Here is a 13,091-nt window from a genome sequence, read left to right on the forward strand (position 1 = left end):
TGCGGTTTATTTATTATAAGAAACCCTCCAAATATGGTTGGTAGTGTCATCTGTTATCAGCATAGAACCATCGGGCAATAAAACTGCGCCAACCGGTCTTCCGCGAACCTCATCTTTTTCCGAATCAACTATAAACCCAGTCAAAAAATCCTCTGGTTTGCCGCTTGGCTTTCCATTTTCAAAAGGAATAAAAACCACACGATAACCCGAAAGAATATCACGGTTCCAAGACCCATGCTGCACTACAAATGCTCCGTTTTTATACTTCTTGGGGAAAGCGTCTGCCGTATAAAAAACCAAACCCAAAGAAGCGGTGTGAGAACCCAAATCTACCTCGGGTACAATGGGTTCTTTCAACCTAACATTTGGCGGAACGGGAATTCTGGGGTCGTAGTGATTGCCCCAATACATATAGGGCCATCCGTAAAAGCCGCCTTCTTTCACCGAAGTTAAATAGTCCGGTACCAAATTATCGCCCAACTCATCGCGTTCGTTTACTGAGGTCCAAAGTGTTTGCGTAGTTGGTTCCCAATCCATCCCCACTGGATTTCTAAGTCCGGAAGCATACACCTGAAGGTCGCTGCCGTCAGGGTTCATTACTAGAATATTGGCTTTCATCACTTCGTGTTCCATTCCTTTTTCACCTGCATTATCGCCACTTCCAACGGCAATGTATATCTTAGAGTTATCTGCATTGGCTATAATATTCCGCGTCCAGTGGCGGTTCACTTTTCCCGCCGGCAGATCAGCAATTTTCTCTCCCATCACCGTGATTTTGATTTGTCCCGCTTTGTAGGGATAACGCATAACCGCGTCCGTATTCGCTACATACAGCCAATCATCAATAATGAGCATACCCAAAGGTTGGTTAAGACCTTCCTTTGCTGTAAGCAATGTTTCGCGAATGTCTGGAAAACCGTTATTATCGGTATCGCGCAAGAGTGTTATTACGTCGGCACTGTGCTTTAAATTGTTTGAACCCCCAGCCCCGATAATTGTAGCTCCAATTTGTTTGGGAATACTGTAATTGCTATTGCTCTCGGCAACCAAAACATCGCCGTTTGGTGTAACGTACATCCAGCGTGGGTTTTGAAAACCATCGGCATATTTTGTTACCGTAAATCCTTCGGGAGCTTTTGGGGTTTCGCCTTCTTTCCAACCTATTACATTCGAATAATTTGAAGTTGATTTTGTGGCAAAAGGCTCTGGTAATTCTTTTTCATTTTCTACTTGCGAAAAAATAGAAAAAGGAAGTAATAATAAAAGTAAAACGTAGCTTTTCATAATTTTGTTTTTATTAAAATTATTGTTTTGAATGAAATGTCACTCTTAAGAAACTGTTATACTTTCCCATATAATTTTTTATAAATATGAATTTCTATTTAGATTCCCACATTCGTGCTGCCCGAAAATCAGATTATAAAAAAGTAGCGCCTTTAATAATTCAGGCTATGGAAGACTTGGCTTGCACCTTTGCCAATACTGAAGATCCACAAATGGCCATTCCACTTTTTGAGTATTTTTTTCAGCAAAAAGCCAATCAATACAGTTTTGAACATACGTTGGTATATGAAGAAAAAGACGAGGTTATGGGTTCCATTACTTTTTATGACGGCACATTGTTACGACAATACCGAAAACCATTTTTAGAATATATAGCCGAAAAGTATAAGGTTACCGGTTTAGTAATTGAAGATGAAACCGCACCGAATGAAATATATATTGACACAGTAAGTGTTTCCCCTAAACATCAAGGAAAAGGGATTGGCAAAAAATTATTGGCATCGGCAATAAGTCAGGCAAGGAAGAGCAGCCAAGAAAAAATTGGCCTTTTAGTGGATTTTAAAAACCCCAATGCCAAAAAATTATATTCGGCATTGGGGTTTGAGACTGTGGGTAAAAAACAACTTGGCAACAGTGTTTACGAACATTTGCAGCTCAAGTTGTAGTTTTTAAGGGTTATCAACACTTGCATCTCGGGCAAGATCTGCATCGTCTTCTTGTTTTCCAATTTTGCTATCCAAATAAAGCAGTGACTCGCTGCTTGCTTTTGGGCCGCCTGCAATTTTCAGTTTGTCCAAAAGATCCATTATCAATGTTTCTTCTTCAATCTGTTCTTTTACAAACCATTGGCCAAAATTCCAAGTGGCCCAATCTTTTTCTTTTTGGGCGAGGTTTACAATTTCATAAATAGCCGTAGTGTTATCTACTTCGTGCTGAAAGGTTTTTTCAAAACATTCCTGTAAATTTTTGGGATCTTTTGGCGGCGCGGCAAGTGCAGAAATTTTTGCCCTTCCGCCGCGTTCCTGAATGTATTCAATAACCTTCATCATATGGTTTCGCTCTTCTCCGGAATGTCTGAAAAACAAATTCGCAACGCCAGCATAACCTTCACTGTCGGCCCAAACGGCATAGGAAAGATAAATCTGTGCGGCATTAGCTTCCTTTGTTACTTGTTTATTTAAAATGTCTTCAATTGATTTTGATAGTCTGTTGGTATCCATAATAATAGTTTTCCCCTAAATTACTTAATGTTGTGGAAACTGCCTTTTCCCTTAACATTCCGTTAGCGCAATTTTTTAGGAAAACAATTGGTTGAGCACCGCGAGTGATTTTGGTTTTTGATAACCCTGCACGTGAAAGCTGTAATAAGACAAAACCAGTTCCAAGAGCGCTTGACGATCTTTTTTTGAAAGTTTGATGGTGTTTAAAGTCTGAAAATCAATTTCGAAGAATTTTTTTAGATTTTCTATTTGTGGGCCTTCCAAACAATAATTACTCGAGTTTACAGCTTGAAAATTTCCCTCCATTATATTGAAATATTTTGCTCCACTATTTGAAGCATCCGGATAAAAGCCCAAATGCATGCTCAATTGCAGCAAAAAGTGAATATGAAAATTAGCTATTTCAGTATGCCTATCAAGCCATTGGATTGAATGTTCCAAAAAGATGTAAAGTTCTGTATTTGCTTCTTCCTCACGGATGCAGTTTTTCAACATTTCTGACAAAAACATAACCAAGCCAGATTTTACAATATCTGTGTGCAAGGTTTGATTAGGCTGAAAAATTTTTGCTTCCTTAATATATTCCAGCGTGCCTTTGTTTTTGTGGTCCGCAATTAGTTCCAAATGTGTTAGCGGCTGAAAATAGGATGCTTTCAGCTTGCCTTTTTTCGATTTGAGTATATTGCGCAACAAATAGCTTTTTACCCCTGAAACTTCTGTAAAACAAGAAACTATAAGATCTGCTTCGGAATATTTTATGGCTGAAAAAACAATGGCTTTGGTGGCGACAACCATCAGCGGATAATCATTATTTTTGAGACTTTGGTCTCAACATTGTCCTCCGTGGTTACGAGCACCAAATAAACTCCAGAACGAACTTTGTATTTTCCAAAAGCGGTGGTGTCCCATAATACGCTTCCTCCTTCTGAGGTTTCCTCAAAAACAAGGTTGCCTGTTATATCGGTGATTTTCACATTGGCTTGAGCGGTAAGTCCGTCAATAGTAACATTGCCATTAAATCCAGGACGCACCGGATTGGGAAAAGCGTGAACGTTTTCAAGATTATCACTTGGTGCTGTAGCAGTTCCTTTATAAGCAACCAGACCTTGCGTTGTAGCGAAATAAACAACCCCAGTAAAAGGATCAATCGCTATATCTTGTACATTATTGGTGGGCAATGGTGAATTATCCTTTGTAAATCTAAGTAAGGTTTCCTGCCCGTTTGGAGACAAATAGAAAACCCCGGAGGTAGCGGTGGAAATCCATTTATTGTTAGACCCATCTACTTCAATGTCTGTAATAGATTGCTCAAAGAGAAGCTCTTGTGCCACCCCATTTTCAAGAATTATAATTGCTTGTGCTTCTGGCACCGTTCCATCTTCAAAAATACTTCCAGGACTATATAAAACCCGGAGTCCCTTAAGTGTGCCTATCCACAATCTGTTCTGACTGTCAAATGCCAATGCCCTTACACTTGAGGAAGGTAAGTTACCGTTACCTGAATCTTCCCCTATTTTATTAAACTTATTGGTAGTTGCGTTATAACCTATCACTCCATTTTTATAAGTTCCGAAGAAAATATAATTTTCTCGGCTCAAGGCTAACTTGGTCAAAGCCAAATCACTTGCTGGATTGAAAAGTACTGAAACATCTGTTTTTTGAAATTGTCCGTTTGGAGTCAATTTAATAAGCCCTTCATCTATCTTACTTTGCACAAACCAAAGGTTTCCTTGATTGTCAAATTCAGATCCATAAATCCTAACCCCAGCATCATCACTTCCAATTATTACTCTTTCCAAAGGACTGTTGGAATCGTCATACAAGATTGTTGGCACATCATCTACAATTTTTAGCAATCCCCCTTGAAAGGAACTCATATATACCTCATTAGGTGCTTGTGGATTTATTGTTGCTTTTAATAAATCTGTTGGTTCGCCACCAACGCTGGCATTTAAATCTTCGTATGAAATATTTGACCAAAGCGTATCTTTTAAATGGCTAACACCATATCTACTCAAAACGCCATCTGGAAAAAATGGATTAAAATCACGATCCACTTCGCCAAAAGTCACCCATAATTGGCCCGGTGTAGCATCAAGTGCAAAAGATTTGTTTCTGATAGGCCCGTTCGGCAAAACCTGTGTTGCTTGCATGGTTCCAAAAGGAACAATTAAAAGTCCGTCCTCTGCCGTACCTATATAAAAATTATTTCCAAATCCGTACCCAGAAAGCAGGTTTAAATCAAAACCGAGAACATTGTTTACCGCTGCCTGTTGTACAAAACCTTCTGAATAAGCGTAAATGGAATTCTTTGTGGTAATGGTCAATAGACCATCCGCCAACCTAAATTTGAGCACTTCAGTACTAAAAGTATTTACAGGATTTGTAGCTCCTTGAGGCGTAAAACGTAAAATGGTATTAGACCTATTTGAAGCATAGAGTTCATTTCCTAATTTTTCAGCAGCCCTAAATCCGCCATTTATGATTGTTGTCCAGTTTTGGTAATCAATCAAATTATCATCGGCTACAAGTGCCCTTCGCATTCCATTTGCAGCACTGGCTGCAAAAATATAAGGTTCCTGCACTACGGTTTGCACAATTTCTATCTGGCTTCCCCCATCGCCAATAAAATAGGTGTCGCCAAATTCCAATCTTTCAAGGTTATATACAGAAATTCCGTATTGGGTAGCAATGTAAATTTTTCCGTTGTATTCGTTGAAATTGTTTATTCGTTTTCTATCCGGCGGAATAGTTTGCTTCTCTAAAATATCTACAACTTTCAGCACATTTTCTTCGCCGTCCTTTACTATTTCAATTAATCCATTTTCATAGCCAATTATTAAAAGTCCGTATTCTTCGCTATAATGAATTGTTGTAATAAAATCGCCCGAAAGGCCATTTACGGTTGATAATGTTTTTATTTCCTGGGTGGAAAGGTCATAGGTAAATACAGCATTTTCTGCCCCAACAAATACCTTGTTATCTCCTTGCGAAATATCTTTTATGGAAACATAGGAAAAATGCCCCGTCCAGCGATCTTCAAAATTCTGGGCAATTGCCAGAAAAGGAAATAATAATAAAAGGAAAGCAATGGCCCACCGTTTCATAGAAAAACTGGTTTTGTTTATTAACACGCTAAAATAGTATTTATTGCGGTATATAAATGAAAAAGCCTTTCCACATCTTTTTTATTGTACAGAGATACTGGGAAAGGCTTTTGCCTTATTTTAAATTTAGAAGTAATTATACTACTCCTTGAGCCAGCATTGCTTCGGCTACTTTTACGAAACCAGCAATGTTTGCACCTTTTACGTAATCTACATATCCATCTCCATCCTTTCCATACTGAACACAAGCCGCGTGAATGTCATTCATAATACCGTGAAGTTTTTCATCAACCTCAGCAGCAGTCCAGCTTAAGCGCAATGAGTTTTGGGACATTTCCAAACCAGAAGTTGCAACCCCGCCAGCGTTTGATGCTTTTCCTGGAGAAAACAAAATCTTAGCTTTTTGGAATTCGGTAATTGCTTCTGGCGTACAAGGCATGTTTGCGCCTTCGCCTACACAAATACATCCGTTACTTAAAAGCATTTTAGCTTCTTCGCCGTTCAATTCGTTTTGGGTTGCACAAGGAAGAGCGATATCACATTTCACTTCCCAAGGGCGTTTTCCTTCCACATATTTTGCTCCGGTATATTTTTTAGTGTATTCTGAAATTCGGCCACGTTTCTCGTTTTTCAATTCCATAACGAACGCAAGCTTTTCTTCATTGATGCCTTCTGAATCATAAATATATCCAGCAGAATCTGAAAAAGTAACTACTTTTCCTCCAAATTCCATTGCTTTTTCAGCAGCGTACTGGGCAACGTTACCTGAACCTGAAACAACTACTGTTTTTCCTTTAAAGCTTTCGCCTTTGGTTGCAAGCATGTTTTTTGCGAAGTAAACGTTTCCATATCCTGTAGCTTCCGGACGAATAAGCGATCCGCCATAAGAGCGGCCTTTGCCTGTTAGCACGCCCGTAAATTCATTCTGAATTCGTTTGTATTGGCCAAACATATAACCAACTTCACGACCACCAACACCTATATCGCCAGCTGGAACGTCCGTATCTGGACCAATGTGTTTGCAAAGTTCCGTCATAAAGCTTTGGCAAAAACGCATTACTTCATTATCGCTCTTTCCTTTTGGGTCAAAGTTAGAGCCTCCTTTACCACCGCCCATTGGAAGTGTGGTCAAGCTATTTTTAAAAGTTTGTTCAAACCCTAAAAACTTAAGAATACTAAGGTTTACGGAAGGGTGAAAACGCAAGCCACCTTTATACGGCCCAATAGCTGAATTAAACTGAATCCTGTACCCTTTGTTTACCTGTATTTCACCTTTATCATCAGTCCAAGGCACACGGAAAAGGATAGTGCGCTCTGGCTCTACCATGCGTTCCAACAGTTTTTTGTTGGCGTATTTTTCGTTCTCTTCAATAAAAGGAATTACGGTTTCAGCAACTTCGGTTACTGCCTGTAGAAATTCAGGTTCGTTTGGATTGAGTTTTTCAACTTCAGAAATGAAATCTTTTATACTTTGCTTCATTGTTTAAATTTTTATTTTACTTTTAGCGAATTCCGTTGGTATCTGTTTGTTACAATGTTTATAATTAAGCAATTTTCAATCAAATTTGACAAAAAAGAAACATTAAATAAGCATTTACATATGGAAGGCACAAATATAAGCGTTATGATAAAAACTGTGCGTCAATTTTTTACAAATTAGCTAAATAGCATTATTAATTTCACTGTTAAACATGTTTTTATATATTTGTTGTGTCTCAATCTAAACCCATATTTATAATGAATACCAGATTTTTGTTATTGGTATTTTTCTTGTTGGTTTTTGCAAAACAAGAAGCTTACAGTCAATTTGGCTTTTCTCACGAGGTGGGTTTAATCACCGGACCCGTAGTTTTCTACTCAGATTTTGGCCAGCGTAACAATTTTGAAACCAATGCAAAAAACACTGGTTTTGGAATAGGTCTGATCCATTACCTTAACTTTTCCTACCGCGCAGATTGTAATTGCTACACTCGCGATAAATATTTCAATGACCACTTTAAGGTTCGTAATGAGATAGATTACCACAAAACCAATTTGGAACATTTTGGACGTTGGGTAGATCCAGACCAAACTTCATTATTTGCAGATCAACTTCGCGCTATGAGCGGTTCGGTTTCAGTTTTTGAAATTGGTTCACAGCTTGAATATTTTCCGTTGAGTATCCGTGATTTTGCTGCGGGTGCCTATAAAATTGCGCCATTTATAAGTGTTGGCGTTCACTATGTTAATTTTGACCCAGAAGTAAAATCGTCTTTTGGCCCATTGAACAGTCCCGTTTCTACGCCAGATAAATATTATAATGCCTTTCAGCAGGATCCGGCATCCACTTGGGGTGTTGTAGCCAGCGTTGGTATTCGTTATAAATTATCACCTTTAAGTGACTTAATGCTTGATAGCCGTTGGGAACATTATTTTTCTGATTGGGTGGACGGTCTTAATCCAAGCTTGGAAAACAACGGTACGAGAGCCGTTCCCGAGAACAAGGCCAATGAATGGATTTATTGGTTGAACATTGGATATATTTATTATATAGATTAAAGAATTTTATAACATAAAAAAAGGGTTGGATTTCAAAAAAATCCAACCCTTTTTCTTTTATAGTAAGTAATTTAATTAACCAATCGCCTGCTTCAAATCTGCAATCAAATCATCCACATCTTCAATTCCCACAGAAAGACGAATTAACGAATCTACAATCCCGGTTTTCTCACGTTCCTCTTTTGGAATGCTGGCGTGTGTCATGCTCGCTGGATGTCCCGCAAGACTTTCAACACCGCCCAAGCTTTCTGCCAGGGTGAAGATTTTCAGGTTTTCAACTATTTTAATGGCTTCATTGTAGTTATTCCCTTTGGCTACAAAAGAAATCATTCCTCCAAAATCCTTCATTTGTTCTTTTGCAATTGCATGGTTTGGATGGCTTTCAAAACCAGGCCAATATACTTTCTCAATTTTTGGATGTTTAGCCAAATATTCAGCAACCGCTTTTCCGTTTTCGCAATGGCGCTGCATACGTATGTGAAGCGTTTTCAAACCACGTAAAACCAAAAAACAATCCTGTGGCCCACAAATGGCACCACTGGCGTTTTGGATGAAATATAACTTTTCTGCAAGCATTTTGTCTTTTACTACCAACGCTCCCATAACCACATCGCTATGGCCGCCAAGGTATTTTGTGGCGCTGTGCATTAAAATATCTGCACCCATTTCCAACGGTTGTTGCAAATATGGCGTTGCAAACGTATTGTCAACTGCAAGTAGAACTTTATGCTTTTTAGCTATTGAAGCTGCCTTTTTAATGTCAATAATATTCATCATTGGGTTGGTTGGTGTTTCCACCCAAATGAGTTTGGTTTTATCATTTACATATTCTTCAATTTTATCGGCGTTTTCCATTCCGATGAAATGGAACTTGATACCAAAACCTTCAAAAATTTTGGTGAATAAACGGTAGGTTCCGCCATAGAGATCGTTGGTTGAAATTACCTCATCGCCAGGTTTTAAAAGCTTCATTACCGCATCAATTGCTGCGAGACCACTTCCGAAAGCTAATCCGAACTCGCCATTTTCAATACTTGCAAAAGCGCGTTCCAAAGTAGCACGCGTCGGGTTTCCGCTTCGCGAATATTGAAATCCTTTGTGTCCACCGGGCGTTGTTTGTGAATAAGTTGAGGTTTGATAAATGGGAGGCATCACCGAACCATAAGCTGGATCTACATTATGCTGACCGCCGTGTATTGTTTTTGTGTTGAATTTCATAAGAAAAAGGTGTTTTTTTAAAGTAAGGATCCCAAACGCCAAAACTATATTTCAGGTTTTAATATAACTTTTGCAATAGCTGATTTTAAAGTTATTACTTTTGAATAGCAAATGTAAGAGTTTCGTTTGCTATAGCTAACCATCTATTCCTTTTAATATATGAACAACAAAATTTCGGTCGTGGCTTTGATTGCGCTCATAACAGTGGGCTGCAACCAAGAAAAAAATATTGAATTTTCTTCAGAAAGTTTCACCGAAAAGGAGCTTTCCATTTGTAAAAACAGCAAGTGTCCCGAAGTTACCATCAATTATGTGGAAGTTTTTGGCGATGATGAAGTTTCCGAAAAAATAAATAAAAAAATTAAAAATTTTATCTTCACTTCACTTTTAATGGGCGAAGACACTATCCCAACCGCAAAAAGCATTCAAGAAGCTGCAACTGGTTTTATTGAAGTTTACAATGCCGATAAAGCACAATTTCCAGATATGGCTGGGGAGTATTTTGCGGAAATTTCGGTGAATGAAATTTTCACTTCAAAAGAGCATCTCTGTTTTGAAATGCGCCAATACCTTTTCACAGGAGGCGCGCACGGTTATGGCACAACTTCATTTTTGAACATTGACCCAAAAACGGGGGAAGAACTTACTTCAAAAGAGCTTTTTAAAAACAAGGAAGATTTTACAGCTTTCGCAGAAAAGAAATTTCGTGGACAGCAAAAAATAGCAAAAGACCAATCCATTAACGAAAACGGTTTCTGGTTTGAAAATGATGAATTCTACCTTCCCGAAAGTGTCGGTTTCACGCAGGATAGCCTTATTTTCGTTTACAACCAATACGATATTGCAAGTTATGCAGACGGCCCCATAGAATTAAAAATAGCGATGAAAGAAGCAGAGCCTTTCCTCAGTATTGATTAATTTTGAACTATGCAAAAAGTATATTATTTATCAAGTTGTGATACCTGCAAACGTGTGATGGACGAGATTGAAATCCCTTCATCGTTCATAAAACAGGACATAAAAGTACAGGGAATTACCGAAGAAGAATTAGACGAACTGTTCAACCTTACGGATAGCTACGAAGATCTCTTCAGCCGAAGGGCGAAGCTATACCAAGAGCGAAATTTAAAAGATGAAAATCTTTTGGAAGAAGATTATAAAGGACTCATTTTGGAGCATTACACTTTTTTGAAGCGTCCCGTAATTGTAAATAATGACAAAATTTTTATAGGAAGCAGCCCCAAAACCGTTGCCGCAGCTAAAAAATCCATTCATAACAATTGACCAACCAACGCATTTTTGCGCTTTTGGCAGCAACCACTGCAAGTACAATTTATGGTATAAACCATACCATTGCCAAAGGATTGATGCCAGATGTAATCCAACCATTTGGCTTTATTTTATTGCGGGTTTCTGGAGCAGCATTGATCTTTTGGATTATAAGTTTCTTCCTTCCTCCAGAAAAAATTGAACGTCGCGATTGGTTTCGGTTTGTAATCTGCGCTTTCTTCGGAATGGCTCTGAATATGCTTGCTTTTTTTAAAGGGTTGAGTCTTTCCACGCCAATAAATAGTTCGGTTATAATTACACTTTCGCCAGTTTTACTATTGGTACTTTCCGCTTTTATTTTAAGGGAACGGATAACTTGGATAAAAAGTCTCGGAATCTTTTTAGGACTTGGAGGCGCATTGGTTTTAATACTTTTTGGTTTAAAAGAACAACCTAATGCACCCAACATTCCACTGGGAAACCTACTATTTATAATAAACGCGAGTTCCTATTCTGTCTATTTAATTTTAGTAAAACCTTTGGTTTCAAAATACAGTTCCATCTCTTTGATGAAGTTTCTTTTCCTTTTTGCGTTCTTAATAAATCTGCCAATCGGAATTTCAGAATTTACCGAAGTGTCTTGGGCCAGCCTTGCATTTGATGATATTTGGAAAATGGTCTTTGTAGTCGTCTGCACCACGTTTATGACCTATATGTTGAATATTTATGCGCTGAAACAACTAAGCCCATCTACCCTTGGTGCATTTATTTATTTACAACCTGTAATAGCTGTACTTTTCGCAGTAATAGTTGGCGCAGATAGCTTAACCGCTTTAAGAATTGGTGCGGCGGTTTTAATATTTTTAGGGGTTTATCTTTCTACAATTAAGCGTGCAAGGAAATTTAGAGATTAAAGATCCTTCGGACGTTGACTGTATTTTCGGGTATTCTCTTTGGTAAGAATCCTGAAATCATCTGTTTTTTCCAAGGAATCCATTTTCTCCCAAAATTTCTTGGGAAGCTCAACCAGCTTTCTTTCAGACAGGTCAATCCACGCGCCCATCATTTCACAGCGGGCACAGTTTTTTCCCTTTTCATCATAAAAATTGTGGAGAAATTCAAAATACATCCCATCTTCCGAAAGACCTTTTAATTGCAACGAAACCGTAACGGGTTGCCCAGGAAAAAACTCACTGAAGTAGTACATATGCTCATAAAATGCCACGGGACCCAAATTATATTCGGCCAAATGCCGCTGGTCCATGCCGTTCTCTAGCATAAAGCTCATTCGGGTGTGGCTCATGTAATCTATATAGGCACTATTTCGTAAATGCCGGTTTGCATCTACATCGCTCCAGCGTATTTCAAATTGTTTTGTGTACATCTTCAAATTTTTATACAAATTTAAGCTACTTTTGTTATGCAAGCATAGTAAATATGTTTAGTTTCTGTTAAAACTTTTCTGTACAAATGCCTCTGATAAAAAACCATTACAAACCTTCTTTTCCTTTTAAAAACGGACACTTTTCAACGATTTATTCCGCTAAACTTCGGCCATCGCCTCATTTGATTCAACAACGCGAGCGCCTGCAATTGCCCGATGGCGATTTTATGGACATCGATTGGTCTTTTGCGGAAAAGTCTTTGCACAAAGTTGCAATACTGCTTCACGGTCTTGAAGGAAATGCCCAACGAACCTATATGAAAGGGCAAGCAAAAATCCTAAACCAAAACGGTTGGGACGCAGCGGCGGTAAACTTTCGCGGTTGCAGTGGCGAAGCAAATCTTTCCTATCAATCCTACAACGCAGGTAAAACCGATGATTTGGAAGCGGTGGTCAATTCTATTCTGAAAAAAGATAAATACAGTGAAATAGCGCTCGTAGGTTTCAGTCTGGGTGGAAATCTACTTTTGAAATATTTAGGCGAACGCGAATCTTTTCCAAAGGAAATAAAAAAAGCCGTCGCCATTTCAACCCCTTTAAGTTTAAAAGGTTCTTTGGAATCCTTGAACCAATTTTACAATTGGGTTTACAGAAACTCTTTTTTAATAAATCTTCGGAAAAAATACAAAACCAAAATGAAGGATTTCCCAGAAAAAATGACGGCTTCCGATTATAAAAAAATTACTTCACTGCTTGAATTTGACAATATTTATACCGCGCCAGCCCACGGTTTTAAGGATGCTTTGGATTATTATGAAAAGAACAGCAGCCTACAGTTTCTCCCTAATATTCAAATTCCCGTTTATATTTTAAATTCAGCAAACGACAGTTTTCTTTCTTCGGAATGTTATCCAACGGAATTGGCTTCAAAAATGAAAAACCTTCATCTCGAAATCCCAAAATACGGCGGGCACGTAGGTTTTCACCAAACCAATAAATTGTATTACAGTGAAATCAGAAGTTTGGATTTTTTAAACGACAATTCGTTATAATTCTGAATTCAGAATTAAG

Annotated in this window: 13 protein-coding genes; 6 read left to right on the forward strand and 7 right to left on the reverse strand. The window is 38.3% G+C overall.

The features are described from left to right. Window positions 1–6 precede the first annotated feature (6 nt). Entirely contained in the window at window positions 7–1,284 is a 1,278-nt protein-coding gene (locus A7A78_RS12250; protein WP_068762752.1) for a PQQ-dependent sugar dehydrogenase, read from the reverse strand. 86 nt (window positions 1,285–1,370) lie between these two features. Between A7A78_RS12250 and A7A78_RS12255 the strand changes: the two genes are divergently transcribed. Next, a complete protein-coding gene (locus A7A78_RS12255) occupies window positions 1,371–1,949 on the forward strand; it encodes a GNAT family N-acetyltransferase (protein ID WP_068762753.1) in 579 nt (192 codons plus the stop codon). A gap of 3 nt (window positions 1,950–1,952) precedes the next feature. On the opposite strand, the gene A7A78_RS12260 is transcribed toward A7A78_RS12255, so the two are convergent. The 4 genes from A7A78_RS12260 to gdhA form a co-directional block, all read right to left on the reverse strand. Continuing rightward, window positions 1,953–2,504, reverse strand: a complete 552-nt coding sequence (locus A7A78_RS12260) for a ferritin (protein ID WP_068762754.1) — start codon at window positions 2,502–2,504, stop codon at window positions 1,953–1,955. 75 nt (window positions 2,505–2,579) lie between these two features. Next, window positions 2,580–3,299 (reverse strand): DNA repair protein RecO, encoded by a 720-nt coding sequence (recO, locus tag A7A78_RS12265; protein ID WP_068762755.1) that lies wholly within the window; start codon window positions 3,297–3,299, stop codon window positions 2,580–2,582. Beyond that, window positions 3,299–5,611: a type IX secretion system anionic LPS delivery protein PorZ gene (porZ, locus tag A7A78_RS12270; RefSeq protein ID WP_068762835.1), complete on the reverse strand. Its 2,313-nt coding sequence runs from the start codon at window positions 5,609–5,611 to the stop codon at window positions 3,299–3,301. The genes recO and porZ overlap by 1 nt, the downstream gene beginning before the upstream one ends. Window positions 5,612–5,747: 136 nt before the next feature. Next, complete coding sequence (gene gdhA / locus A7A78_RS12275) at window positions 5,748–7,091, reverse strand: NADP-specific glutamate dehydrogenase (RefSeq protein WP_068762756.1); 1,344 nt, start codon at window positions 7,089–7,091, stop codon at window positions 5,748–5,750. A gap of 257 nt (window positions 7,092–7,348) precedes the next feature. Here gdhA and A7A78_RS12280 point away from each other — a divergent pair, with 257 nt between their 5' ends. Beyond that, window positions 7,349–8,149, forward strand: coding sequence for a THC0290_0291 family protein (locus A7A78_RS12280; protein WP_068762757.1), 801 nt, complete (start codon window positions 7,349–7,351; stop codon window positions 8,147–8,149). Between the two features lie 75 nt (window positions 8,150–8,224). Here A7A78_RS12280 and A7A78_RS12285 read toward each other — a convergent pair whose 3' ends face one another. Then, window positions 8,225–9,367 (reverse strand): cystathionine gamma-synthase, encoded by a 1,143-nt coding sequence (locus tag A7A78_RS12285; protein WP_068762758.1) that lies wholly within the window; start codon window positions 9,365–9,367, stop codon window positions 8,225–8,227. A gap of 159 nt (window positions 9,368–9,526) precedes the next feature. Here A7A78_RS12285 and A7A78_RS12290 point away from each other — a divergent pair, with 159 nt between their 5' ends. From A7A78_RS12290 to A7A78_RS12300, 3 genes are read left to right on the forward strand one after another with little or no spacing between them, the layout of a single operon-like run. Continuing rightward, on the forward strand, window positions 9,527–10,285 hold the full coding sequence (locus tag A7A78_RS12290) for a DUF3298 and DUF4163 domain-containing protein (RefSeq protein WP_068762759.1): 759 nt from the start codon (window positions 9,527–9,529) through the stop codon (window positions 10,283–10,285). Window positions 10,286–10,294: 9 nt separating this feature from the next. Continuing rightward, window positions 10,295–10,651, forward strand: a complete 357-nt coding sequence (locus tag A7A78_RS12295; RefSeq protein ID WP_068762760.1) for an arsenate reductase family protein — start codon at window positions 10,295–10,297, stop codon at window positions 10,649–10,651. Beyond that, window positions 10,648–11,550, forward strand: a complete 903-nt coding sequence (locus A7A78_RS12300) for a DMT family transporter (RefSeq protein ID WP_068762761.1) — start codon at window positions 10,648–10,650, stop codon at window positions 11,548–11,550. Before A7A78_RS12295 ends, A7A78_RS12300 begins: the two co-directional genes overlap by 4 nt. Here A7A78_RS12300 and A7A78_RS12305 read toward each other — a convergent pair. Then, a complete protein-coding gene (locus A7A78_RS12305) occupies window positions 11,547–12,020 on the reverse strand; it encodes an acyl-CoA thioesterase (protein WP_068762762.1) in 474 nt (157 codons plus the stop codon). The genes A7A78_RS12300 and A7A78_RS12305 overlap by 4 nt on opposite strands. Before the next feature lie 86 nt (window positions 12,021–12,106). Between A7A78_RS12305 and A7A78_RS12310 the strand changes: the two genes are divergently transcribed. Beyond that, the gene (locus tag A7A78_RS12310; protein ID WP_068762763.1) at window positions 12,107–13,072 is read left to right on the forward strand and encodes a YheT family hydrolase; all 966 of its coding nucleotides are present in this window, start codon (window positions 12,107–12,109) and stop codon (window positions 13,070–13,072) included. The last annotated feature ends 19 nt before the right edge of the window (window positions 13,073–13,091 follow it).

The sequence above is a fragment of the Aequorivita soesokkakensis genome, from assembly GCF_001641085.1.
Classification (GTDB): Bacteria; Bacteroidota; Bacteroidia; order Flavobacteriales; family Flavobacteriaceae; genus Aequorivita; species Aequorivita soesokkakensis.